Raw genomic sequence first — 24,465 nt, 5'->3', positions numbered from 1 at the left:
GCTAAAGATTAACGTGAGTATACCACCTTCTGAATGAACCCTGGGCATTCGCTGCGGGTTCAGGGTACCTCTAGGTCGAAATTTAACGATCAACTCGTCTCCTAACATGGTAACCTAGACCGTGCTGTCTGGCCTATTGAGTCGACGAGTCGACTCGAATGCGAATCTCGATTTCATCGGGGTCGTGAACCACGAAACCATCATCTGACTCGGTGAGCGGAATGTCACTGGCAATGAGACGCCCCCGAACGGCGTCAAGTGATTCTTCGTCTGGGACGAGCACCTCGAACCACGACAGTCCGCGCCCACTGATTGGACCCGTTCTGTGGTTCCACGTGTTCGCAGCGATATGGTGGTGGTAGCCACCAGCACCGACGAAGAGCGCGGCTGGTGCTTCTGTTTGGACTTCAAACCCGAGGGTGTCCACGTAGAAGTCGCTGAACGCCTCCAGTGAGGACATTTCGAGGTGAAGGTGCCCCATGTTCGTTCCAGCAGGAAGTCCTGAGTCACCTGCGGCAGCAGCTTCAACCGGGTCAAGATCGAGGGGATACGTACCCATTCGGATGCGGCCGTCGTCGCGGCGAGGCCAGTCTTCACGTGGGTAGTCACGATAGATTTCGATACCGTTGCCTTCGGGATCAGTCAGGTACAGCGCCTCACTGACGCCATGGTCGGATGCGCCGCCGAGCTGCCAGAGATCCCGAATGCGCGCTAACGCGTCGCCCAACGCCTCACGCGAGGGGACTCTGAAGGCGTTGTGAAAGAGTCCTGCTCCCGAACGGTGTCGTTCGAGCGCATCTTCATCATTCTCGAGGACGAGCAGCGGGGTTTCTCCGGCACCCAGAACGGAACTGGTGTCGGACCGACGTTGTACGCTGAGTCCAACGACATCGCGGTAGAATTTGGTTATCTCTTCGAGATCGTTGACGCGGAGTGCGGTCTGTCCGATATGGGTTTCTTGCGGAATCATGTCTGGGTTTGGTTGGGTAGTCATAGGTGAGATTCTAGAGGCTGATGTTGAGCGCGTACGGCCAGGCAGTTCCACCAATTGCGACCAATACGAGCGCCGCGCCGAAGAGCGTGGCGTTCTTTAGAAAGTTCGTCATCTCGGCCTGTCGCTGCTCTGGGTCATCGACTGTCCAGAAGTCGTGCATGACAGGCGTAACACCGAGGAAGAACAGCGCAATCACCGCTGCACCAACCAGTGGGTAGACACCGAGCGCGATGGCAAGCCCGCCCAGGATGAGCATGAGACCGGACACGATGACGGCGAGCCGCGGAGCGGGAATGCCTTTGGCTTCGGCGTAGCCGCTCATCCCGTCGAGGCCCGTGAAGTGATTGAGTCCCATGAACCCAAGCAGGACACCGAAGACGACGCGGCCCACCAGGAAGGCGAGGCCGCCGACCGTAGTCTCCAGCGCCATCAGTTCTTCACCTCCGGCTGGCCGCCGACCGTCTGCACGGTCTGTCCCGCCAGGTCTGCGTGCGAACGTACATGGCTCTCTTCGCCGACGAACTCATCCGCTATCTCCGGGCTAATGTTTCCGGCTGCACCAGTTATGGGTGCAGCTGACCGCTTTAGTTCCATTACAATACCTAGTTTGTTCTCAAACCTATATATAGCTCTGGCAACACGAGTGTAACCAAGTAATGGTGACCTAACCACCGAAGACAGATCTCGAAATGTCTCTGAAAGTGAACGGTTGAATACAGACTGTTGCGATGTCGTTGAACTGTCGAGGGGAGAGCGCTGAGGGAGACAGTTATCACCTTCAACAACTTGTGTGGGCGTCGCTTCGCGAGTCCCAGCGTTTATAAAAAGTAAGGAGAATTCCATGCCTTTAGGTGCGGGATGAATCCGATATCCAATTCTACACTCCACCGATCTATCGCCCGTTTGGATATTCCACGTCGAATATCACTTCTAATACATAGTTACTCATAACTAGTTATAAGATAGTTCGATGCTGGAGACAGCTCGCACCTCCGTCGCACGCAGCACGAACTACAGTCAGGTTCGTGGCAATCTTGACCAGTACGGGTTCTCTGTACCCAAACTGTTGGAATGTCAGACGCTACTACATCCAACAACGGTGAAACGACGACAGTGAAATCTCGGATGAATTCGGGCTGAAGTTGGAGTTAAAAGGCCACGAACGCTACAGTGACCTGCACTCGCAGTCAAATCAGCGAGTTCTCGAAGAACTTGCTGAGGCGTTCACCGGTTGGTACAACTCCGACGACGGCAACAACCCACCAGACTACCGGAAACACGGCGACAATCACCCGCGCTCCACCGTCACGTGGAAAAAGGAGCTATCAAACACGACGATAAGCACGGCCAACTCCGGCTCTCGAAAGGCTTCAGCCCTCCGGAGGTACGAGGTAACGAACGTTGCAGGCCAGGAGGAGACTGCCGACAGCCGACCCCCAGTTTTCGATTAGTTCTCCGCGTGGATTATCCCTCCGTACTTCTCGACTGCGAAGAGTCAGAGGAGAGGTCATCCTGGTCGCGAAGCGCGTATTCAACCGAGAGCGCACCGGGGCCACTCACGACGAGCGCGACTGCGACCAAGGTCAGCGCAAGCGTCAATTCGATACCGCCGCTTGTGGCCGGGTACCCGTTCGGAAGGTGAACCAGAACCGTCGCGACGAGCATGTTGATGGCAACCAACGCACTCGTGACTCGAACAGCCAAGCCGACCAGCAGCAAGATGCCGCCAACGAGTTCGAGGAGACCGACACCCCACGCAGCAATCGTGGGAAGTGGAACGCCAAGGCTGGCGAGGAAGCCTGCGAATCCCGCGATGCCCATCGATTTCGGCCCGATTGCCAAGACTTTGCCGACGCCCGAGATAAGCATCGGAATCCCCAGCGCGAGGCGGACGAATACCAGACTCCACCGGCTAGACGTCGCGGGCAGCCGTTGACGTGATGCGGTCTGTGACATTACACACCCACGTCCGGTTGGCCACCAGTCATCTGGACGATCTGTCCCGTGACACCTTCGTTCGAGAGCAGGTGAAGCACTTCGTCGGCGATGGCTTCAGGAGCTGTCCACTCCGAGAAGTCGGCATCGGGCATCGCCTCACGGTTAGCGGGCACATCGATGAGGAATGGGGCAATCGCATTGATCCGAGCCTCAAGTTCGACATCGAGCGACTCAGTCAACGTGCGAACCGCGCCCTTGCCAACGTCGTACGCGAGCGTACCGCCGACGGGCTCGATGGCGCGGTCGGAACTGAACAGGACGACGCCGCTGTGCTCACTGAGGTGATCCGCGAAGACCTTGACGGTCAGGAACGCCGTCACCGCGTGACGATTCAGTGCGGCTTGGAACGCCGCACCGTCGGTATCGCTGACGCCGCCCATTGAGAAGCCCCCAGCGAGACCGACGATATGATCGACCGCTCCGTGGTCGTCGATAACCATCTCGGCGAAGGCTTCGACTGCTGCTTGGTCGGTCAGATCGACTTGGTAGTACGACACCGCGTCGGCATGCTTAGCGCGGTTCTCGATGTCCTTTCTTGACGCTTCAGTGACATAAGTACCGACAACGTCGGCACCGCTGTTGACGAGCTGGTCGGTCATGTATGGACCCATGTTACCGGTAGCGCCGGTAACGAGCACCGTCGCATTCTGTAGTTCTATCACAGTACCTAGTTTGGTCCCAAACCCATATATAGCTCAGGCAATAATTGTGTAACCAAGTAATGGCAACCCAACCACCAACGGCCGATACTAACGAAGACACCGAGATTGAACAGCGAAATGCGGACCTTTGCAATGTCGTTGGATCGATTGAGGAGATTGGTTCGAAGTGGAAGCTCATCATTATCAACGACCTGCGCGACGGCGAGAAGCGGTTCAACGAACTCAAGCGCTCGACGGGCGCGAGCTCCTACACGCTTTCCCGTGTGCTCGATGACTTAGAGAAGCAAGGGTTCGTCGAGAACCGAAAGGAGTTCGAATCACCGGTCGCGAGCTACTATTCCCTGACTAACAAAGGCGGTGCGCTCTGTCCCGTATTCGACGCATTGGACGACTGGGGTGGGAACTGGCTTGAATAGGCTCGCAGCTGATTTGTGAGTGATCTTGGTATCGAGCACGAATTCGTCCAAAAAAGAGGTACGGTCGTATACAGTAGAGATGACTTCCTGTCGTGATTGTTTTGGCTTATGGATTACTACCGACATGAGAAAGTCAACGCAGTTATTGGTCATCCATTCGCTCGCTCAAGACTCCTAATGTCTGTACTGTTGGGAGATTCCAGCTGTAAGTAACTGCGACTAACCGCGCCACAACGGTCACTGCTGCACATACCCCGGCAGCGGTACTTCCAGTTGCTCCTACACTTCCCATTATCCAATATGCACTTCCACCTAACACTGCACAACTCGCATAGAAATCATCAAAGAGGATGAACGGAGATCGATCAAGAAGAATATCTGCAAACGCCCCACCACCTACGGCATTGATTGTCCCGATAACAACGACTCCAAATACTGACACAGTGGCCTCGGTTGCTACGATGGCACCGGCTGTAGTGAAGGCAGCGAGACCGATAGCATCTGCGACAAGAGTAATTGGATGATTCTCTGGAGATCTCAATACGACACTCAACGCAACTGCTAAGCCGACTCCAAGCAGTCCTAAGCTTACTTCGACTGGCGACTGAAGTACTAATGGAACTCGATTTACGAGGAGGTCTCGTGTAGCCCCACCAGCAAATGCCATTGCCAGTCCAACGACAGTAATCCCGAAGAGGTCGAACTCCTCACGGATCGCCTTGGCTGATCCAACGAGTGCGAATGCAATCAAGCCAATCGTATTCATAACAGCAAATGGGCTATCGAACAGTACCGTGACGAAATCTAGACCCATGCTTTTCCGTAATGATGTTGAGTCTCTTGAGCGCTACGTATTGTTGCTCTTGCCTTCATTGTTAATTGCCTTATTGTGTCTGGTTCGGACAATGGATAATCTGTACTGACGGTGTAGATGGATTGTTGAGGTGGCGAGTTCATGGTTTCGTAGTGACGTTAGTCCGTGGATCATGCAGAACCTCTTTTCAACGAACTTCTCACTCGGTATACAACCTCAGATTGGCTGCATTCCATCGGATTACACTGTTCATCCTCACATTCAGTCTCTGTTGAGAACGACACATTAATCAGCTCTTATGCCAAGTAGTATACTATAGTAGACATCAATGAGCACTATTGAACAATATTTGGAGCTAGTGGTCAACGGAGAAACACTCAGCGTGGACGAGGCACGTGAAGTCTCTCACATGCTATTCGAAGATGCCACAGGAACTCAGATCGGCGCAGTACTAGCAGCCCTCCGAACAAAAGGAGAGTCGGAAGCCGAGATTGCTGGATTCGCAAAAGGAATGCGTGATACGATGCGAACAATCGCTCCTGAGGTGTCTCCACTCGTCGACATCTGTGGTACTGGTGGTGACGATTTCGATACAATCAACGTCTCCACAACCAGCGCGATAGTTGCAGCAGGAGCAGGGGTATCAGTCGCAAAGCATGGGAACTATTCTGTCTCTTCTTCTTCTGGAAGTGCTGACGTACTCGATGCAACAGGCGTACAAACCGAGGCAGAACCACCGAATATCAAAGCTGCAATCGAAGACACCGGAATTGGGTTCTTACTTGCACCAGTCTTCAACCCAGCAATGGAGCGAGTTATCGGGCCACGGAAGGAACTTGGAATACGATCCATTTTTAATATTATCGGCCCGTTGACTAATCCCGCTGGTGCCGATGCACAGGTAGTTGGCGTCTATGATCAAGAGCTGGTACCAATGGTGGCCGAAGCGCTGTCTAGGTTAGACGTCAAGCATGGACTCGTAGTGTACGGGTCCGGCATAGACGAGATTGCAATTCACGGTGAGACGGCCGTTGCTGAAGTAACTTCCAGTTCAATTGAAGAGTATACAATCACTCCACACGACCTCGGGTTGAAGACTCACACCATCGAATCAGTCTCCGGTGGGACACCGGAAGAGAATGCGGCCGATATGCGCGGGATACTCACTGGATCAATCACTGGTGCGAAGCGTGACATCGTGCTCGCGAACGCCGGTGCGACAGTCTACGTCGCCGGCCTTGCAAAGACGCTCGAAGAAGGAGTTAACCACGCACGCAAGGCAATCGAGTCGGGTGCCGCCGCCGCCAAACTCGAAGACCTGCGCGCGTAGCCTTCAAAGTCACCACGCTTATTTCTACCAGCGGTCGAGATACGAATATGAGCAGGATGCAGACGCTTGGGACCACGGACTATACGCAAGTGATGGGTATTCTGAATGTCACTCCAGACTCTTTTTCTGATGGCGGCCGCTATACGACACTTGAGGAGGCCGTCGCACGGGCAGGTGCAATCGATGAAGTGGGCGCAGACATCATCGACGTTGGCGGAGAGAGCACGCGGCCCGGAGCAGACCCCGTTTCAGTGCAGGAGGAACTGGAGCGCGTTCTTCCCGTCATCGAGCAGATTACCGCCGACCCAGATATCGACGCGCTAGTTTCTATCGATACGTACGAACCGGACGTTGCCGAAGCGGCCCTCGCTGCTGGGGCTGATATCGTTAACGACCAGAACGGGCTTGATAACCCCGAGATGCAGTCACTCGTCGCCACCCACGGTTGCAAAGCAGTGCTCATGGACGCAGTTAACCTTCCTGTCGACGCCGGATACAATCCGAAGTCGGACGACATCGTCGTTGATGTCTACGAGCGTCTGCAAGACCGTGTCGAACGCGCTCGCGTTGCAGGCGTCTCCGACGACCAACTCATCATCGATCCCGGAATCGGCTTTGCAACCGGAGCAGAGGACGACCTCGAGTTACTTGCGCGAACTGGTGAATTCGTTGACCTCGGGTTTCCAGTGCTCGTCGGCGCGTCGCGTAAGTCCTTCACCACGGAGTTCGTCGACCTCCAACCGAACGAGCGAGTTGCGCCAAGTCTCGCCGCTCACCTTGTCGCTGCGGAGAATGGTGCGAATATTGTGCGGGTTCACGATGTCGCCGAAACCGTGGCTGCGCTTCGTACCGCAGAGGCGCTGTGGAGTCGCCAACGCACGCAGTAGTACACAGACTCTTTTCTTCTCCACTCCGGAAAACGGATACGTTCGTCGATTGGGTCACCGAGCAGGCATTTTCTGGCTCCGGTCGACAGAAGAACTGTTCTGCCTCTCGTCGTTGTCGCCCGCCCACCCACTAACCGTTGACCTCTCCCATTAGGAGATAACACCCGTGTGGGACGCAATCTCCCAAGCGGCCTGCTCATCGATACCGTCTCCGAGAATCGTGTACCGGTTCCAAATCTCGTGACAACTATTTAGTGCCTCGATTACTGTTCCATCGTCGATGCCTAACTCTGCAGCTGTTGTCGGGGCATCGATGCTAACGAGTGCGTTCCGTATGTTCGTCCAAGATCCACGGTCACCATCGTGAAGGTAGGCGGTCATGATAGAACCAACGCCGACCTGGTGGCCGTGGAGTGCGGGTTCGGCGGCAAGCTGGTCAAGTCGGAACGAGAAGAGGTGTTCCGCTCCACATGCTGGTCGCGAGGTTCCCGCGATGGACGTCGCAACTCCCGTCGAGATGAGGGCCTTCGCGACAATCCACGCTGATTGTTCGATCCCCTGATGGAGCAAATCGACGTTGGAGGCGACCATCTCAGCAGTCATCTCCGACAGCGCTGCTGCGTATTTTGAGAACGGGACATCCCAAGTTCGATGGGCGACTCTCCAATCCATCACCGCTGTATAGTTCGAGATGACGTCGGCGTAACCAGCACTCATGTGGTCACTGGAGGCGTCCGCAAGGATTTCTGTATCTGCGACAACTGCGAGTGGGGATTTGGTTAGGAGACTGTGACGTTCCTCACCGTCGATGAGTAAGCTTCGGTCACTGGCAATCCCGTCGTGGCTCAAGTTGGTAGGTACTGAGACGAACCCTTTCCCCTGGCTGTCGCTCACCATCTTGGCTACGTCGAGTACCTTCCGGTCCCCAACGCCGATCAGATAGTCGATGTCTTCTGTTCTGGCTGTATCCCGAACCTCCGCTACGGCATTGAAACTAGCCTCTTCGACGATGACAGTAATCGGGTCGTGATTCGCGGTCTCTAAATCATCTACAAGGCGCTCCGCAGCTAACTTTTGCTGAATCGGACTGGTAACGAGTAACGGTTGCCCACGGAGCGAGAGACCATTGATGAGATTGACAGCTTCCGAGAGAACATCACTGCCGACGACTATCTCCCGCGGGAGTCGCGTCTGATTGACTGCGTTGAACATACGTACTAGGTTTTGTGTCACCGTTTCTACGTTGCGAAATCTAATCCAGATGGCGATGTTCCCCTGTTTCAGAGCTGTCGATGTGGGATCTCACATACTACGACAGCTCTCTTCGACGGCACTCACACCTGTCATTTGTTCCAGATTCCTAAACCTGGGGCGATGATGGAATTCACTGCTGCCTGTATCATACAGGAGTGCCCGCGTATGAGCAGACTGTAACTCCGGCTTATCACAGATCAGTAGTCCCGAACACTGGTCTCTGTGCATTAGTCTGTCTACCTGCAAGAGATCTTCTCGGTGGTCTGTTTCGACTGTTAGTGGTCCGATGAGAATATCTGATAGGTAGTAAGAACAATTTCAAACCTAGCAATATCAGACATCATTCAACCGAAAAAAAAAAAATATCTGCATAAATTTATTTGTAATTAGATTCGCGTTTTTCTTACCCTGGGTATTCCCAACAATAAAAACTATATTACCGGATCACAAACAGACTGATATGGTCCTAAATAATCGTCAACGCTCGGCCCTAACCTGGGTACTTGGAAAGGAGATAATCGTCTCATTTGTAATTGTACTCGGGTTAGTCAGTATCACTACTACGATATCTAAGATACCATTTGTTTATCTCCCAGGATATCTGATTATTCAAGGATCTGAACTTATACAAAGCCCTCTCCTTCCTCAGTTTACCGGTTGGGCATATCTGTTATTTTTCAGTATGTACCTCTACGGTATCGCAATCATCCTCGGTAACATCTATCGATGGATACGTTCACGTCACAGATAGCGAGTTGAGCAGGGGTGTAGTTGCTGACTCAGTATTGTACTGCTACATTATGTGATTCTGAGAGTCACTGTCTTTTTATTCAATTAACAAAACCGTTTGGCAATATGGCACTCAGATAGAGTTACTATTCAGAAAATATGTCTGCAATGAATAGGTTTAATATGAAACATATAAATGTAAAATTGTAGATGAAAGAAGACAAGACTAAATCGAATATAGGCAAGTTCAAAGAAGATAGTCGTTTGAAATCTCGACGTAGTCTTCTTAAGGGAGTAGGATTCGGCCTCGCAACAGCCCCATTAGCGAGTGGAGTTGTAGCTGCTGGCAAACCTTCCTCTCGTGAAGTCTATGAGAAATCACTCAGACTTCGCGAACGGGCCTCATGGAATAATGAGAAATGGTACAAATACCTAGAAAAACGAGGGTTTGATGTGAAATACAATAAGGAGGTGAGGAAGGTTCCTCTCCAGTCGCAAAGCTCCGGTCCTACCATTCAAAAATACAATTATGCAGATTTCGAATTTATTGTAACTTACGTTACAGATTATTCGGGGGCAGCATTCAATTGATTTCACTTGGAAACATCATGCTTATGATTTTGATCCAGACACTGGTTCCGGCCCCGCGGATCGAGTAGGTATAGGGTACAACAACGATCATTACACAAAAGCCGGAGATCGATACTTTGGGCCATACTGTGAGAATGACATAAGTGTTGATAGCACAGGGCCTGGAGGAGTCGGTGCTACCTATCGGGACCACGACCATTGGAAAAACCGAGACACAAGTACTCAGGGAGTGAAATCGTGGTTTGGAGTCCCCGTCGATCCTAATAACAATTTGTCGCCGTCCGAGCGACGCATCTACCTAGATTATAAACATCTGTACGGGACTGCTTCGTTTGATCAGTACGGATGGAATCCCCTTATCCAAATCATTCTAGACGTAGAGAATGACACGTGGCATCAAAGTGATGATATTTGGGAGAGTGAGTGTACGGACGTGGCATACCACAACAAAGGCAGCGACGTATAATACAAAATAATTATTTTTGCAGAATCACTTGGACGAACAGCATCTCTATTTCTTGTGTCCGCTGGCCGATGCTCCTGTGTTTTTCTGCTGAGTCTCCATGACAGAAGGGTCCGAATGCCTTCTTAGAAGGAACGTTTGTTGTCGTTGTAAAGTGAATTTTCTCGTTAAATCATGGTTCCAAGAGCGCCGTTTGCAATCCCGAGCGTTAGAGAGTACAAGCTAAAACCAAACTGTTCCAATTAGCTAAGGTATCAGACATAGAAAAAGAGGCGAAAAGATTTCAAGTTAAATTAGAACTGAGTGAAATACAACAAAGAAATTTCAAATATCTGTATAGAAATAACAGCCTTACTACGAACTCTCTCAGAGGAATCCCTTACTAAATTGAAATACCAATTGGGATGTCGAATATCCTATAATCGATTCGTGCATGTGAGTGTGCGGCTCAACGATGCACAATACCTCATCTCACAACGTTTCAATTTTGGTGAATAGATAATCTCGATGAATCGGACACTCGAACAAGCTCGAACGAGCATCGAACAGCAGGCGTTCGACCTCCTCGAAACTGTCAACGACGCAACTTCGCTCGCAAGTCAGTTCGAGTTAGGCTCATTGAATATCTACGAGGATCGACGAGCTGGCTGGCATCACAAATACTCTCTCGAAGCACTCGTCCGGGTGATGTACGTCCGAGAGTTCACTGGCTATCCGTGGAAAAAGCTCCACGATCACATATCGGAAGATGGCCGAGCAATTAAACTCGGATTTGACCCACAGAAGTTCGCTAATGGCCAATCAGCACCCGCTCGCACGACTCTCTCGCGTGCATGGAACGAGTACTTCGGCCCGGAACTCAAACGTTACATCTCGAACACGGCCACGTGGGTACTCGAACTCGCTCACGAGCAGGGCAATCCACTCGGAATGCGTTCGCTGGAACCAGAGGACAAGAGCGACGTCTCAGAAGTAGGAGAGAAGCAGTACACGCGCAAGAAGATCCGTGAGGTCACCCAAGAGATGAAGCAGCTCGCCTACCCAGCAATCGAACTTGGGCGACCCGACGAAGAAACCAGATACCACGACAACGCGTTCCTCGACCTTTGCGTTCTCATGAGCCTTCAGAACCTCGCCGCAGAGGATGGAACCACAATCTACGGTGATACGACGACCCGAGAGAATGGGTCTCCCGATGGTGATACGGTGCTGCACTGGTTCAAACAACTCAAGCGCAAGAAAATCGTCGGCTTCGTCGACGACTGTATAGGGCGAATGATCAAGCCTGCAAAGCGCCATCTCGAATTCACTCGCCCCGCTGACGTAGCTATCGACATCACCTATCTCGCGTACTATCCAGACAAGGACGAAGTCGTCCTCTTCACCGAGGAAGACGAGGAGATGGTCCAAGGGACGCCGGACTCGAAAGAGTACGAGCTGTGTTACAAGATTGCGACGTGCTGCATCGTCGGTGAGAACGTCAAATTCACTCTAGGAGTAGAACCAGTACCACTCGGGCACTCGATGGGCAAAATCGTCCGGTCGCTCATCTGGAAAGCCAAAAAGCACGTCAGCATCGACACGGTGTATGCGGATCGAGGATTCGACGCTGCCGACGTGATTCGGTCACTAAACGAGGCTGGCGTGGATTACGTGATTCCTCGACGGAAGACGAGCCGGGTGAAGAACTTCATCCGGCAGATGGAGCACGAGGTTGAAGTCGAACAGAACTACGCGATATACGGAGATATCGACGGTGACGCAACGAATGCGCGGGCAGAGACGAATTTTGTGGCAGTGCCGAAGAGGAACGCGAATGAGGATGACGACAAAGTCGAGGAGACGATTGGGTTCGTCACGAACAAAGACGTCGACGACGAGATTCGCCTTGACCGTGTAGAAGCGAAGGGAATCGTAGACCGGTATCGGCGGCGTTGGGGAATAGAGAACTCCTACAGGTCAATCAAGCAGTTCCTCGCATGGACGACCTCGAAGGAATACTCGGTGCGGTTGTTCTACTTCGCGTTCGCCGTGCTGCTGTACAATATGTGGCTGTTGGTTGATTTCTTGGTTCAGGTGAGCCTAGACAACCCTGAGGAGTATCGTCGAAAACCAAGGATGACTGCGAAGCGCTTCCTGAACGTAGCGATAGAGGAGGTCGGCGTCGACTAGGCAGCCTCAGACCGGCGCGTTCGCCCGGTCGATAGCCGCAGCACTCACCAAACGTCCGATTTTTCAGAGTGATCTGACACCTGTCGTTCACTTACCGGATTTGGAGCGACAGCGGGCGGCTCTCCCCAATGGACTCACGCTCTGAGCGTGCTGAATAAAGTCGAATTTGACCCAATCTCGTGCACATTCGGAACTCCCTACAGATATGGGTTCTCAATTCAAGTAACACTAGCGTCTGCGTTCCACTCCTTTTCTGGGTCTGCGCGGTCGGAAGCCGAGGTAACTTGACTGACTACCCGACGTGAGTAATCTTGATTAAACCAGTCAGTACTAGTGGTGTACGTAGACGGGAGACAGAGGGATGGAGTAGGGGCTTTTGTGTGGTTGACTAAGGTCCGATCCCGCCTACGAATTAGATTAGGCCTCCCTGGCAGTATCAATATTATCATCTCAGAAAGTCTTGACACTATATTGCTGGATAGGAGTTCAGTATGTATTATATGTGTAACAGTATGTGGTACATCAGCAAGTCTAATAGTAGTTCTATCTGTGTACGTGACCACTCCGTCTCATGTGTGCGATAAACGGGAGAGAGGAAGGAGTGAGTTGAGTACAAACGTTATCTGTGTACTCAGGATTTATTTCCACCTACACGTGGTCGCGGTCCCTCGCTTGTATTCAACTTACCTGATTTCCTCACTTCGATATCCCCGAAGTCTTTCCAGTGTGGTCTGCCGTCTTTCCTAGCGGTACACCGTGACTCCGTATCTTGTTCGGGATCCAACTGTGACTCTCTCTCGACAACTCTTGAGGGTCTGCTAGTACCGGAATTATTGCTTCGATGGTCCATTGAACCATCCTCTGGCTACTTCTACGTATCCGAACCTGTGTCGTTCTACCCCTCTTTTCCCACAGGAGCGCCATCGAGTACTTCCGAAATATCGAACTCACATTTCAACTTGACTGGCCGAATCGTTACAGAACTAGAATTGTAATCTCCTGTGGGGAGGGTTGCGATGATGCATAGATGAGCAACCCCCTCCATGATTACCTTTACATTGCAGATGTGTGGGACAGACAGACTGTCTGACCTGCAGCAACAAAAACAGTGGTCCCAATATTCGCACGGTTGATATCGTTCAGTAGTTGGTCGAAGCAGCGTTAGCCAAACTATCCGACCATATAGATATGGCAGAAAGTACGCTGTACGACTATCTAACGACACTCGTCCATCTGGGGTACCTTGTCAAGGATAACGGTAAGTATACACTTACGCTTCGGTTCTTGGATCACGATATGGCTGCTCAAAGTGAGGTTCGATATATCTGAAGTCGAGAAGACCCCCCAAACAGTCGGCCGACGAAAGCGGTGCTTCAGTGTGGCTAGTAGTGGAGCAAAGCGCTGTATATCGCGGAGGAATTAAGTGAGCGTCCATTAAGACCCACCAATGTCTCCGATAACACGAGTATCTGCACTCTCTGGCCTCGGACAAGGTGATAGTGGCTTTCTCCTCCGACTACCTCGACGAGTGAGAAACTTGCTGAGGCACTCGCCAAGTTTTCAATTCTGACAGGAGAGATGGTGTCGACTTGAGTGTAAACAAACCTGTTTTCGTCTACCAGTGGTCGAAGAGGCTCTTTCACTCAGCTTTGCCTCAGTACTTCGTCGGTGAGCCATCATCGCTATCGCTGGCCGCTCGGACTGAAAGAAGCTCGTACCGTCGTTCGCAGATGTGCCCGTGGACTCTCCACCGAGAATCATCTCCTTACCGAGCGGAAGACGTGCCTCACCGGCCTTTCCACTGCGGGTCACGCCCCTCAAAGAAGGCGTCAATACCCTCGTTCTTGTCCTCGGTGGCGAACAGTTGGACGAACAACTCTGCCTCGTAGTCGATACCCTCGTCGAGACTCATTCGCGAGGCTGCCCGGATGCTCTCTTTGGCGTGCTCAAGCGCAAAGGGGCTCTTATTTGCGATCGACTCGGTGAGTGTGGCGACACGTTTATCGATGTCCTCGGGTGCACAGACTTCGTCGACGAGTCCGATGTCGGCTGCCTCCTCGGTGTCGATGAGTTCACCCGAAAGAATCAGTTTCATCGCCTGTCCCTCGCCGACGAGTCGAGGCAACCGCTGTGTCCCACCGCCACCGGGAATGAGACCGAGGTTAATCTCGGGTTGTCCAAGTTTCGCTCCGGACTGGGCGATGCGGATGTCACAGGCGGTTGCTAACTCCAACCCTCCCCCAAGTGCGTGACCGTTGATGTGGGCGACAACTGGCGTCTTGAGTTCCGCGACGACTTCGTACACCCGAGGACGCTCGCTTGCACGCCGTTGTTCAATCATGCCTCGTTCGCGGAGTTCACTAACATCGGCACCGGCGACGAAGGCGCCACATTCTGCTGAACCGGTTATAACGGCGACGCGACTGTCAGATGCTTCAACGGCCGGCAGTACAGTCGAGAGTTCTTCACGAACGGTTCCGTTCAGTGCGTTGCGAGCGTCCGGTCGGTCGATGGTGATGGTGGCGACGCCGTTGCTGTTGCGTTTGACATGAATTGATTCGTAGCTGGCCTCCAGCACGGCGTTCGGGTCATCGGTCATTGTTCACTCCACTCGCCGCTCATCCCAATAGGCTCACCGTCCTCCCAGACGTAGAACCCTTCGCCGGACTTTTTCCCTTCCTTTCCAGCCCGTACTTTCCGTTTGAGTAACTGCGGCGGCCTGAACCGTTCGCCGAGTTCTTCTCGAAGGTACTCGAGAATATCGAGACGGACGTCCAGTCCAACGACGTCTGTCAGTTCGAGCGGTCCCATCGGATGGTTGTAACCGAGTTCCATCGCGTTGTCGATGTCTCGCGGTGACGCGACACCCTCTTCGACCATCCGAATCGCCTCGACGCTGAGCGCGACGCCGAGTCGGGAGGAGGCGAACCCAGGCGCGTCACGCACCACAACCGGAGTCTTCTCGATACTGTCGACGTAGTCGGTGGCGAACTTGCGTGTCTTGGCGGTCGTTCGCTCGGCGATGATGACCTCGACGAGTGGCATGATGTGGACGGGGTTGAAGAAATGCAATCCGACGAACTGACCGGGGCGTTCAAGCGTGCTTGCCAGATCGGTCACGGAGAGAGACGAGGTGTTCGTCGCGAGCACGGCACTCTCGTCGAGGAATTCCTCCGCCTCCGACAGGACGCTCTTCTTCAGGTCGAGTTTCTCCGGCACCGCCTCGACCACGAGGTCACTCCCGTCGATTGCCGTCTCTAAGTCCGTCTCGCCGGAGATACGTTGGAGCGTCGCTGTCATCTCCTCTCGGGACACTTTATCTCGTTCTACCCCACCTTCCAGATTTGTCCGGATGGCGTTGATCCCGTCAGAGACCAACTCCTCTTCGAGGTCACGGAGTACCACTTCGTGACCCGCCATTGCACTAACCTGTGCGATGCCATGGCCCATCGTACCTGCTCCTAGCACGGTAACTCGCATACGTCTAAACGACACAGCGGCTAACTTAACTTTTTGTGTTAGACAGTAGATGATTTGTCTTCAGTGCCGACAACGATTCGGAGTATAATGCAATCCGTCATCTCCCAGCGCAAGAATCATGTAGGTAGTCAACAAGTGTATGGGCATGCAAGAATCGATATTCGGAGCGTCACCTACAGTGGCAGACTCAGCGTTTGTTTCCAAGATGGCCTACCTCATCGGGGACGTCACTGTGGGCGAGGAGTCGAGTATCTGGCCGTTCGTCTGTCTTCGGGGAGACGAGGACGACGTTCCCACGACTGTCGGCGACGAGTGTAACGTCCAAGAGTTCACGATGCTCCACGGAGCTACCCTCAAAGACAAAGTATCCGTCGGTCACAGTGTCGTGGTCGACTACGCGACTATCGAGGAACACTCGCTCGTCGGAATCAACAGTGCGGTACTTCAGGGTGCGACAGTCGAAGCGAACTCTCTCGTTGCAGCAGGGAGTCTCGTCAGACAGGATCAGACCGTGCCGGAAGGACACCTCGCCTACGGGGTTCCAGCAGAAACACGTCCATTGAGCGACGCCCAGCGAGCAGAGATCGAACTGGTACACGAACACTACCTAGAGTACGGGCAGGAGTACAAACAGACCGGGAGATTCGAATGACTAGGAGAACAGCAAAGACCGAACGGTGCACCGATCCAAGCGTGTTCACGCGACCATGACTGTATTCCGTATCGCTCACGAGCACGGCAGTCCCGAAGGTAAGAACAGTACGTACGTGTTTCCCGAACACGGGGTTGTCGTCGACCCCGGACCACCGGGTGATGCACCGTACGAGACGCTCCGCGCCGGGTTCGCCGATCGTGGAGTCGATCTCTCCAATATCGACGACGTAATCGTCACTCACTGGCACTCCGACCACGCGGGTCTCGCACCACGTCTGGCGACGGCCGCCGATGCGACTCTCCACTTGCACGCCCGGGACGCTCCGCTGATTCGCGACTACGCGAGTGAACGGGAACGTCGACTCACGCGAGACGTGGAAACGCTTGACCGGTGGGGAGCCCCAGACTGGATTGTCTCCGACGTTCGTGAGCGTGATACGCCGTCGTCGATGCCCGAGTCCATTCCAGTCACCGAACACGAGGACGGGGATCGTGTCGCCGGTCTCACGCTTCGACACACACCGGGCCACACGTGCGGTCACGTCGCCGTTCAGGCGGACCAAACCCTCTACACCGGTGACGCGGTCCTTCCGATGTACACGCCGAACGTCGGTGGAAGCGACACCCGTACCGACGGTGAGAACCCGCTGGCGATGTACCTCGACACCCTTGACAGTCTCACGACGTTAGATGTCGACCCTCATGCACACCCCGGCCACGGCCCGTCGGTTCACCTCCCCAAGCGTATCGAGACGACGAGACAACACCATCGAGAGCGCGTTCGCGCTGTTGCCGAAGCGACGCCTGTAGAAGGCGTCGCGACGCCGTGGGACGTTGCTCGGACGCTGTTCGGAGAGATGTCCGGCATCCATGCGAAGATGGGTGCAGGTGAGGCCGCCGCTCACCTCGCGTACGCAGAGACGATTGATCTCGTCAAACGAGTCGGTACCCGTCCACTTTCCTATCGAGCGACGGTAGAGTCAGCTGACGCGGTGAAACTGTCCACGCGCTTCTGAGACGCCGTTCTTTTTGGTGTAGACATGGTTCATTTTTGGATTTCTCTACTTTTCTTCCTCTAGCCTCTCGTTTTCATCATTTGTAAACTGCATTCTGACGGCTGTAGGCGGCGCTCTTTCGCTTCCACCTTCGGATGCTCGAGTGGTCAGTGTGACAGTTCTAGACTTGTTCTTCTCGACCGTACCTCCATCTCGGCTCGCAGCGCGCCCAAGGGGTACCGCGTTGGACTCGTGGTCGACTGACTCTGTCACCGGTGGGAGTACGCTTGCCGTAACAACGGGTGCCCGTACACAACTTCGATTTCGGAATACGTAAACGGTGAATCTCGGTTGCACGATTTGTTGGGAAGCTTGTCGAGTCACACCTGGTGAGACGCTGGCTTACGCTCGGGTAACGTCATCTATGTCGAGAAAACCGTTTGTGCGAGCGACCGCTACTTCCCTTCGAACTCAGCGTCACGCTTCTCGCGAAACGCCTGGAGTCCTTCTGCGTGATCTTGCGTCTTGATGAGTGTACTCTGGGCGAGCGACTCGACAACTCCTGCCGTCCGAGTGTCGGTGTCTCGAGCCGTGTTTATCACGCGCTTTGCGAGGCCGAGTGCCTGTGGTGGCTGGTCAAGCAGGTTCTCGGCGTATTCCTGCGCCGCCGCCGCGGGGTGGTCTGCTAGTCGCTCAACGACGCCGAGGGTACGGGCCGTCTCTCCGTCGAATAGTTCACCGGTAAAGATGAGGTCTTTCGCCTTCCCCGCACCGACCATCTGGACGAATCGAGAACAGCCACCGAGTCCAGGGATGAGACCGATGTTGTGTTCCGGGAAGCCGAGCGTCGCATCCGGGCTCGCGATTCGAACGTCACACGCGAGGGCGAGTTCGAGGCCGCCGCCGACACAGGTACCATCGATTGCAGCGATTACCGGCTTTTCCAGGTCCTCAATTCCGGTGAACACCCGTCCCAGTACTCGCGAGTTCGAGCGGAACTCCTGTGTCGTCCAGTCTTGAGCCTCCTCGAACAGGCTAATATCCGCACCGACAGAGAATACCTCGTCCGCGCCGGCGAATACACCGACGCGGACGCTGTCGTCGCGGAGTTCTTCGACCGCATCGGCGAGTTCGTATCGGACGTCCTGACTAATGGCATTGACTGGTTCGTTGTCGAGCCGAATCGTCGCGATTCCGTTCTCGATCGTTACGTCAAGCGTCTCGTAACTCATTACTCACATCGAGTATGGCTACTATAATCATTTTTTCGGTTAAAACGGTGTATCAGGCCGATTTGGGGAGGTTAGGGTCTCACGTCCACTCCGGTGATCGCTTCTCGAAGAACGCGGTCAATCCTTCGTCGAAGGACTCGGAGTCGCTAATTCGTTTGATGGTATCACGCTCCCGTTCGAGGTGTTGGTCGAGATCACCGACGAATGCGGTGTCTACGAGCGTCTTCGTCTCCGCTTGCATACTCTTCGGCCCGGTTACCATCGTCGTCGCGTACTCCATCACTCGGTCTTCGAACTCGGTGGACGACCCCCCATAGATGATGTTCGCGAGACCGAGATCCTTCGCTTCGTCCGCTTCGACCGGACGAGGGGAGAACAGTAGCTCTCGGGCGCGGTACGGACCAATCGTCTGCGTCAGGAAGAACGGGGTCGCGTTGTCCGGTGTAAGACCGATTCGGGCGTACGCCGTGTCCAGTACGGCCTCTTCGTGCATGACAATAAGGTCACAGGCGAGTGCGAATCCGAGTCCACCCCCTGCGGCCGTTCCTCCGACTGCGGCGATGACCGGTATCTCTGCGGTGCGGAGCGCTCGGATGAAACGATTCGAAGCCGCGGCCGTCTGATCGATCATCGATGGTCGCATCTCGCGCGGCGTCTCTTCGAAGCTACGAAGATCGGCACCGACAGAGAATTCTCCCTCGCCGGTCAGCACCAGCGAGCGAACGTCTCCGATCGTTTCTTCGACCGCCTCGGTCATCGCATCGACCATCGAGGGCGTAAACGAGTTCGCTGTCTCGTCTCCGCGCTCCATCACCAACTTTCCGACCCGCGTGTCGTCTATCGACTCGACGTGCCTTACGACCCGTTCGTGGTACCGGTCACTTTCCAGACTCATTGCTGATCCTCTCGATCATCACTCGGATTCTCTTCGCCGACCGAGTTAATAGTTCGGGCATCAGTGGACTCCGAGGTACGACTCCATAATCTCGCGCTCCGCGAGCAGTTCCGCTGCCGGCGACTCGTGGACGATACGGCCCGTCTCCAATACGTATGCGTAGTCTGCGATATCAAGTGCCATCTCGGCATTCTGCTCGACGAGCAGTATCGTGGTTCCGTCTTCGTTGAGTTCCCGCACCGTGTCCATCACATCGTCGACAATCTGCGGGGCAAGCCCCTCGGACGGTTCGTCAAGCATGAGGAGATCTGGCGTCGGCCCGACCATCGCTCGGGCGATGGCGAGCATCTGTTGCTCACCGCCACTCATGGTGCCGGCGAGTTGTTCTCGCCGTTCGTCGAGTCGGGGGAAGCGGTCGAACACGTCGTCGTGGAACTTCGTCTCCTCGACGTTGGCGGCGAGTGCGATGTTCTCCTCGACGGTGAGGTTCGGGAAGACGCGTCGGTCTTCGGGGACCCACGAGACGCCCTTGCGCCGGACTTCGTGCGGAGTGAGACCCTGCATCTCGCTGTCGCGGAACCGGACCGTCCCGTTCGTCGGTGGTGTGAGACTCATGATGCTCCGAAGCGTCGTCGTTTTCCCGGCTCCGTTGCGGCCGACTAGCGCGACGACGTCGCCCTCGTTCACCTCGAGTGAGACGTCGTAGAGAATGTGACTCGGTCCGTAGTGGGTGTCGACACTGTCGACCTTGAGAATCGGTCGGCTCATCGTGCCCCTCCACCGAGGTAGGCCTTCTGCACCGCTTCGTTCGACTGGATATCCTGTGGAGACCCGGTTGCGAGGAGCGACCCGCGATTTATCACGGCGATGTTGTCCGCGACCTCCATCACGACTTCCATGTCGTGTTCGACGATGACCAACGTCAGGTCGTCGGCGAGTTCCTGAATCAACTCCTTCGTCTCGCCGGTCTCGTCGGGACTCATCCCGGCAGTCGGCTCGTCCATCAGCAACACGTCGGGTGCGACGGCGAGCGCGATGCCGATCTCGAGATGTCGCTGCTGACCGTGTGACAACGTACTAGCGACCTCGTTGGCGATACTCTCGAGCTCCAGTCGCTGGAGCACGTCGTAGGCAATCTCGAGCGGTTCGTCCAGGTCGGTGTAGTGCGAGACGAAGTTCTGCGGTGCGAATCCCGAGTACCGTGCTTGCGCGGCCAACCGGACATTCTCTAGTGCGGTCAACTCGGGGAAGAAGTTGGTAATCTGGTACGACCGGGCGAGACCCATCTCGACGATCTCGTGGGGTGGACGGCCATCTATCCGTTCTCCGCGGAAGGAGATCTGCCCCGCCGTGGGACCGAACTTCCCCGTCAGGAGGTTGAACAGCGTCGTCTTGCCGGCCCCGTTCGGGCCGATGATCGCTGTCACCTCTCCCGCCGGGATTTGGAGTGAGAGATCGTGGATTGCTCTGATGGATCCGAAGTCTTTGTCGACGCTATCGAGTTCGAGGAACGGCTCAACCATGGGCCTTGTTTGATGTTCTCATACATATATTCTTTTCCCGACCTCTCTCGACGGATTGTTTAATTAACGCTATTCGACCCTGGAATATCACAATTTATAAGTATGGTTGTCGGAATGAGAGACTATGGTTCGCGAAAGCATACCATCCAGTGAGTCGAGTGCAACGGCCGACCGACGGACCGTTCCGATCTCTCGCCGACAGTTCCTCGCCGGGGTCGGTTCTGCCGCTTCGGTCTCCGTCGCCGGCTGTACCGGCGGCGGTCCCGGCTCCGGTTCGGAGACGGTCAAGGTGGGGTTCGTGCTCCCGTTCTCGGGGACGTACTCCCTCTTAGGCGAGAGCATCCGAAACGGGTTCAAACTGCGCGTCGACCAACTCGATGGCGAAATCGGCGGTTCCGAGGTCGAGTACGTCCAGAAGGACACGAGCGCGGACACCGGCACCGGCGTCTCCATCACGCGGGAGTTCATGCAGAAAGAGCAGGTCGACTTCCTCGTCGGCCCCGTCTCGAGCGCCGTCGCCGCGGCGATGCTCCCCGAGGTACAGAAGCAGGGATCTGCGGTCTGGCTGAACGCCAACTCTGGGAACTACAAACTCGTCTCCGAGGGATGTAGCGAGTACCACTTCCGGACCGGGTTCAACTCTTGGCAGACGAGCGCCCCGCTCGCCCAGTACGTGCACGACAACGTCGCGGACAACGTGTTCCTCGCGTACGCCGACTACGCCTTCGGCCAGCAGTCGAAGACGTTCTTCAAGGAGGCGTTCGAGGAGGCTGGCGGCACTGTCGTCGGCGAGGTGGGTGCGCCGCTCGGCACGTCGGACTACTCGTCGTTCCTGCAGAAGATCGACAACAGTGGCGCCGACGCGGTCTACTCGTTCTTCGCCGGAGGCGACGCCGTCAACTACGTCAAACAGTTCTCGGAGTTCGGACTGCGAGAGAAGATGACCCAGACGGGTAGCGGCTTCCTGCTGTCTGCGGACACCCTCAGCGCACAGGGTGAGGACGCACTCGGCATGTACTCGCTGTTGCACTACACGCCGACGAAGCAGACCGACCGGAACACGGCGTTCGTGGAGGCGTACCGCGGCACCCACGACACGGCGCCAAACGTGTACGCCTGCCAGGGGTACGACTCCGCGTTGGCCGCCGAGAAGGCCGTGGCGGAGGCCGGCGGCACCGACGTCGACTCGCTCGTGAGCTCACTCTCAGGGGCCAGTATCGACAGTCCCCGGGGCAGCTTCACGTTCAGCCAGCAGACACACGATCCGATCCACGACCTCGACGTGCGGCAGGTGGTCGAGGGCGACGACGGCGGTGTCACGAACGAAGTCGTTGAGACGATCGAGGGCGTCGAAGGACCGACGTGGGGTTGCAGCCTCTGAGATGATCGGACTCGACGCATTCGCGAAGGCGACGCTCCTCGGGGTCGAGATGGGGATGACGCTCATCCTCATCACCGTCGGACTGACCCTCATCTTCGGAATGATGGACGTCATCAACTTCGCACACGGGTCGCTGTACATGCTCGGCGCGTACTTCGGGTTCGCAGCGGCGACTGAACTCGGGAGCTTCTGGCTCGCGCTGCTCGTCGCTCCCGTCGCCGTCGCTCTCGTCGGCGCTCTCGTCGAAGTGTTCACGATTCGGCCGCTCTACGGACGAAACCCGTTGTACCACATCCTCCTCACCTTCGGCCTCGCCATCGTCGTCCAAGGGTTGGTGACCGAGATGTGGGGCGGGCAGGTCAGAAACATCGAGACGCCGGCGCTCCTGAGCGGAACGCTCGATCTGGGGTTCCTCACCTACCCGACCTATCGTGTGTTCCTGCTCGTCACGAGTACGCTCGTCGTGTTCGCGTTCTGGGTCGCGATTACTCGCTCCAACTTCGGCGTGCTCATGCGAGCTAGCGCCCACGACTCGGAGATGGTCGACGCGCTCGGCATCGACGTCGCGAAGGTCTTCACGGCAGTGTTCGTCCTCGGGTCGGCGCTCGCGGGACTCGCTGGCGTCCTTCTCGGGGCCGCCCGCGCGGTCGATCCTTCGATGGGCGTCGGAATTATCATCCAGGCGTTCGCCATCGTCGTCATCGGCGGTCTCGGAAGCTTCCGGGGGGCCGTCGTCGGCGCACTCGTCGTCGGACTGCTCAACGCCTACGGACCGATGTTCGCCTCGTCGCTGACGGATACGCTCATCTTCGTCCTGATGGCAGTGGTGCTTCTGATCAAACCGACTGGTCTCTACGGCCAACCGGAGGGTAGCTGATGGCGACGAAAGACGTCGTCGATCGGCATTCTGCGATGGAGAGCGAGGACGTCAAGATCGTGGGTCGAACCGGCCGAGTCGCGCTCGTCGTCGTGGGCGTCGTCCTCGCGCTCTTCGCACCGGTCGCACAGATGGTCCAGCCGTTTTGGATGAACCTCATGACAACGGCGCTCATCTTCGCGCTCTTCGCGCTCAGTCTCGACTTCGTCTTCGGCTACGCCGGGTTGCTCTCGTTCGGGCACGCGGCGATGTTCGGGGCCGGCGGGTACGCGGTCGCCCTCCTCCTCGAACACGTAACCCAGAGCGCGCTGGTCGTCCTCCCGCTCGCCGTGGTGGCCGGCGTCGTCGTCGCAGCGTTGATCGGGTGGCTAAGCGTCCGGACGAAGGGTATCTACTTCGCGATGCTGACGCTCGCGTTCGCCCAACTGCTCTACACGACGGCGTTCAACGATATCCTCGCGACCGTGTTCGGCGTGAGCGAGGTGACCGCCGGCGACGACGGACTCGTCGGCATCCCGTCGTACGAACTGGCGACATTCACCGTCGACTCGTTGATGACGTACTACTATCTCGCGCTTGTCATCGTCGCGCTCTCGTTCGTCGCGATCCTCCGTCTCGCGAACTCCCCGTTCGGGCGGGCGCTGGAGGGCGTCCGAGAGAACGAAGAGCGCATGGCGTTCGTGGGTTACAACGTCCGCCGCTACAAGATCGTCGCGTTCGCAATCAGCGGCGGGTTCGCCGGTCTCGCAGGTGGGCTGTTCGTCCCCTTCCAGAGCACCGCCCACCCCGAGATGCTCCACTGGATGATGAGCGGGGAACTCATCGTCATGACGCTGCTCGGCGGGATGGGGACGCTCTGGGGACCGATGGTCGGCGCGGCGACGGTCATCTTCCTGGAGGACGTTCTCTCCAGTGTCGGTAACTGGGAGATCATCCTCGGCTCTATCTACGCGCTCATGGTCATCTTCGCGCCGACCGGTATCGCCGGTGCCGTCAAGTCCCTTAAACAAGATCCGCGGGCGGCGGTCGCGAACGTCCCGACGGTCCTCCGCGACTACGTTGAGAAGGTCCGCGGATAGGTTGGTCGCGGGCCCCTCTTCTCGTCGTTCTCGCTTTCA

At 55.6% G+C, this 24,465-nt stretch carries 24 protein-coding genes and 1 pseudogene; 12 read left to right on the top strand and 13 right to left on the bottom strand.

Annotation, left to right across the window (positions count from 1 at the left end; genetic code table 11):
• Positions 1 to 133: 133 nt before the first annotated feature.
• Genes BSG17_RS16515 through BSG17_RS26120 form a run of 3 tightly spaced genes read right to left on the bottom strand, consistent with a single transcriptional unit; the run spans position 134 to position 1,666 of the window.
• On the bottom strand, positions 134 to 994 hold the full coding sequence (locus BSG17_RS16515) for a VOC family protein (protein ID WP_089826054.1): 861 nt from the start codon (positions 992 to 994) through the stop codon (positions 134 to 136).
• 10 nt (positions 995 to 1,004) lie between these two features.
• Positions 1,005 to 1,424 carry a DoxX family protein gene (locus BSG17_RS16510; RefSeq protein ID WP_089826053.1) on the bottom strand — a complete coding sequence of 140 codons (420 nt, stop codon included), beginning with the start codon at positions 1,422 to 1,424 and terminating at the stop codon, positions 1,005 to 1,007.
• Positions 1,424 to 1,666, bottom strand: a complete 243-nt coding sequence (locus BSG17_RS26120; protein WP_139246663.1) for a hypothetical protein — start codon at positions 1,664 to 1,666, stop codon at positions 1,424 to 1,426. The genes BSG17_RS16510 and BSG17_RS26120 overlap by 1 nt, the downstream gene beginning before the upstream one ends.
• Positions 1,667 to 1,964: 298 nt before the next feature.
• Between BSG17_RS26120 and BSG17_RS16505 the strand changes: the two are divergent.
• Positions 1,965 to 2,390: pseudogene (locus BSG17_RS16505) on the top strand (RNA-guided endonuclease TnpB family protein); the annotation flags it as partial.
• 68 nt (positions 2,391 to 2,458) lie between these two features.
• On the opposite strand, the gene BSG17_RS16500 reads toward BSG17_RS16505, so the two are convergent.
• The gene (locus BSG17_RS16500; RefSeq protein ID WP_089826051.1) at positions 2,459 to 2,950 is read right to left on the bottom strand and encodes a DoxX family protein; all 492 of its coding nucleotides are present in this window, start codon (positions 2,948 to 2,950) and stop codon (positions 2,459 to 2,461) included.
• On the bottom strand, positions 2,950 to 3,630 hold the full coding sequence (locus BSG17_RS16495) for an SDR family NAD(P)-dependent oxidoreductase (RefSeq protein WP_280141187.1): 681 nt from the start codon (positions 3,628 to 3,630) through the stop codon (positions 2,950 to 2,952). Before BSG17_RS16495 ends, BSG17_RS16500 begins: the two co-directional genes overlap by 1 nt.
• An 83-nt stretch (positions 3,631 to 3,713) precedes the next feature.
• Between BSG17_RS16495 and BSG17_RS16490 the strand changes: the two genes are divergently transcribed.
• Positions 3,714 to 4,070, top strand: a complete 357-nt coding sequence (locus tag BSG17_RS16490; protein WP_089826049.1) for a winged helix-turn-helix transcriptional regulator — start codon at positions 3,714 to 3,716, stop codon at positions 4,068 to 4,070.
• 142 nt (positions 4,071 to 4,212) lie between these two features.
• Here the strand turns inward: BSG17_RS16490 and BSG17_RS16485 are convergent, their stop codons facing one another.
• Positions 4,213 to 4,884: a trimeric intracellular cation channel family protein gene (locus tag BSG17_RS16485; protein ID WP_089826047.1), complete on the bottom strand. Its 672-nt coding sequence runs from the start codon at positions 4,882 to 4,884 to the stop codon at positions 4,213 to 4,215.
• Between the two features lie 328 nt (positions 4,885 to 5,212).
• Here BSG17_RS16485 and trpD point away from each other — a divergent pair, with 328 nt between their 5' ends.
• Positions 5,213 to 6,214 carry an anthranilate phosphoribosyltransferase gene (gene trpD / locus BSG17_RS16480; RefSeq protein ID WP_211609169.1) on the top strand — a complete coding sequence of 334 codons (1,002 nt, stop codon included), beginning with the start codon at positions 5,213 to 5,215 and terminating at the stop codon, positions 6,212 to 6,214.
• Between the two features lie 47 nt (positions 6,215 to 6,261).
• On the top strand, positions 6,262 to 7,101 hold the full coding sequence (gene folP / locus BSG17_RS16475) for a dihydropteroate synthase (RefSeq protein WP_211609168.1): 840 nt from the start codon (positions 6,262 to 6,264) through the stop codon (positions 7,099 to 7,101).
• 150 nt (positions 7,102 to 7,251) lie between these two features.
• Here folP and BSG17_RS16470 read toward each other — a convergent pair whose 3' ends face one another.
• Positions 7,252 to 8,313 carry an NAD(P)-dependent glycerol-1-phosphate dehydrogenase gene (locus BSG17_RS16470; RefSeq protein WP_089826045.1) on the bottom strand — a complete coding sequence of 354 codons (1,062 nt, stop codon included), beginning with the start codon at positions 8,311 to 8,313 and terminating at the stop codon, positions 7,252 to 7,254.
• Between the two features lie 981 nt (positions 8,314 to 9,294).
• Here BSG17_RS16470 and BSG17_RS26115 point away from each other — a divergent pair.
• The 3 genes from BSG17_RS26115 to BSG17_RS28625 all read left to right on the top strand — a co-directional run bounded on the left by BSG17_RS26115 (position 9,295) and on the right by BSG17_RS28625 (position 13,639).
• Positions 9,295 to 9,675 carry a hypothetical protein gene (locus BSG17_RS26115; protein WP_139246661.1) on the top strand — a complete coding sequence of 127 codons (381 nt, stop codon included), beginning with the start codon at positions 9,295 to 9,297 and terminating at the stop codon, positions 9,673 to 9,675.
• A 970-nt stretch (positions 9,676 to 10,645) separates the two neighbouring features.
• Positions 10,646 to 12,310, top strand: coding sequence for a transposase (locus tag BSG17_RS16465; RefSeq protein ID WP_089826043.1), 1,665 nt, complete (start codon positions 10,646 to 10,648; stop codon positions 12,308 to 12,310).
• 1,188 nt (positions 12,311 to 13,498) lie between these two features.
• The gene (locus BSG17_RS28625) at positions 13,499 to 13,639 is read left to right on the top strand and encodes a hypothetical protein (RefSeq protein WP_089826041.1); all 141 of its coding nucleotides are present in this window, start codon (positions 13,499 to 13,501) and stop codon (positions 13,637 to 13,639) included.
• Positions 13,640 to 14,096: 457 nt separating this feature from the next.
• On the opposite strand, the gene BSG17_RS16455 is transcribed toward BSG17_RS28625, so the two are convergent.
• Both BSG17_RS16455 and BSG17_RS16450 read right to left on the bottom strand, forming a co-directional pair.
• Positions 14,097 to 14,909 (bottom strand): enoyl-CoA hydratase/isomerase family protein, encoded by an 813-nt coding sequence (locus BSG17_RS16455; protein WP_089826039.1) that lies wholly within the window; start codon positions 14,907 to 14,909, stop codon positions 14,097 to 14,099.
• On the bottom strand, positions 14,906 to 15,790 hold the full coding sequence (locus tag BSG17_RS16450) for a 3-hydroxyacyl-CoA dehydrogenase family protein (RefSeq protein WP_089826037.1): 885 nt from the start codon (positions 15,788 to 15,790) through the stop codon (positions 14,906 to 14,908). Before BSG17_RS16450 ends, BSG17_RS16455 begins: the two co-directional genes overlap by 4 nt.
• 145 nt (positions 15,791 to 15,935) lie before the next feature.
• Between BSG17_RS16450 and BSG17_RS16445 the strand changes: the two genes are divergently transcribed.
• Both BSG17_RS16445 and BSG17_RS16440 read left to right on the top strand, forming a co-directional pair.
• A complete protein-coding gene (locus tag BSG17_RS16445; protein ID WP_089826129.1) occupies positions 15,936 to 16,442 on the top strand; it encodes a gamma carbonic anhydrase family protein in 507 nt (168 codons plus the stop codon).
• Between the two features lie 55 nt (positions 16,443 to 16,497).
• On the top strand, positions 16,498 to 17,460 hold the full coding sequence (locus BSG17_RS16440) for an MBL fold metallo-hydrolase (protein WP_089826036.1): 963 nt from the start codon (positions 16,498 to 16,500) through the stop codon (positions 17,458 to 17,460).
• A 434-nt stretch (positions 17,461 to 17,894) separates the two neighbouring features.
• Here the strand turns inward: BSG17_RS16440 and BSG17_RS16435 are convergent, their stop codons facing one another.
• The 4 genes from BSG17_RS16435 to BSG17_RS16420 all read right to left on the bottom strand — a co-directional run bounded on the left by BSG17_RS16435 (position 17,895) and on the right by BSG17_RS16420 (position 21,089).
• Complete coding sequence (locus BSG17_RS16435) at positions 17,895 to 18,671, bottom strand: enoyl-CoA hydratase/isomerase family protein (RefSeq protein ID WP_089826034.1); 777 nt, start codon at positions 18,669 to 18,671, stop codon at positions 17,895 to 17,897.
• A 79-nt stretch (positions 18,672 to 18,750) separates the two neighbouring features.
• Positions 18,751 to 19,566: an enoyl-CoA hydratase/isomerase family protein gene (locus BSG17_RS16430; RefSeq protein ID WP_089826032.1), complete on the bottom strand. Its 816-nt coding sequence runs from the start codon at positions 19,564 to 19,566 to the stop codon at positions 18,751 to 18,753.
• A 60-nt stretch (positions 19,567 to 19,626) separates the two neighbouring features.
• Complete coding sequence (locus BSG17_RS16425; protein ID WP_089826030.1) at positions 19,627 to 20,334, bottom strand: ABC transporter ATP-binding protein; 708 nt, start codon at positions 20,332 to 20,334, stop codon at positions 19,627 to 19,629.
• Positions 20,331 to 21,089, bottom strand: a complete 759-nt coding sequence (locus BSG17_RS16420) for an ABC transporter ATP-binding protein (RefSeq protein WP_089826028.1) — start codon at positions 21,087 to 21,089, stop codon at positions 20,331 to 20,333. Before BSG17_RS16420 ends, BSG17_RS16425 begins: the two co-directional genes overlap by 4 nt.
• A gap of 124 nt (positions 21,090 to 21,213) precedes the next feature.
• Here BSG17_RS16420 and BSG17_RS16415 point away from each other — a divergent pair, with 124 nt between their 5' ends.
• The 3 genes from BSG17_RS16415 to BSG17_RS16405 are packed head-to-tail and all read left to right on the top strand — an operon-like array spanning position 21,214 to position 24,426.
• Positions 21,214 to 22,470: an ABC transporter substrate-binding protein gene (locus tag BSG17_RS16415; RefSeq protein WP_089826026.1), complete on the top strand. Its 1,257-nt coding sequence runs from the start codon at positions 21,214 to 21,216 to the stop codon at positions 22,468 to 22,470.
• 1 nt (position 22,471) lies between these two features.
• Positions 22,472 to 23,347, top strand: a complete 876-nt coding sequence (locus BSG17_RS16410; protein WP_089826024.1) for a branched-chain amino acid ABC transporter permease — start codon at positions 22,472 to 22,474, stop codon at positions 23,345 to 23,347.
• A complete protein-coding gene (locus tag BSG17_RS16405; protein WP_089826022.1) occupies positions 23,347 to 24,426 on the top strand; it encodes a branched-chain amino acid ABC transporter permease in 1,080 nt (359 codons plus the stop codon). The genes BSG17_RS16410 and BSG17_RS16405 overlap by 1 nt, the downstream gene beginning before the upstream one ends.
• The last annotated feature ends 39 nt before the right edge of the window (positions 24,427 to 24,465 follow it).

It is taken from the genome of Halogranum amylolyticum (assembly GCF_900110465.1).
In the GTDB taxonomy this organism is placed as follows: domain Archaea; phylum Halobacteriota; class Halobacteria; order Halobacteriales; family Haloferacaceae; genus Halogranum; species Halogranum amylolyticum.
The sequence above is the reverse complement of the archived record's forward strand: the minus strand, read 5'-3'. Positions and strand labels throughout refer to the sequence as shown.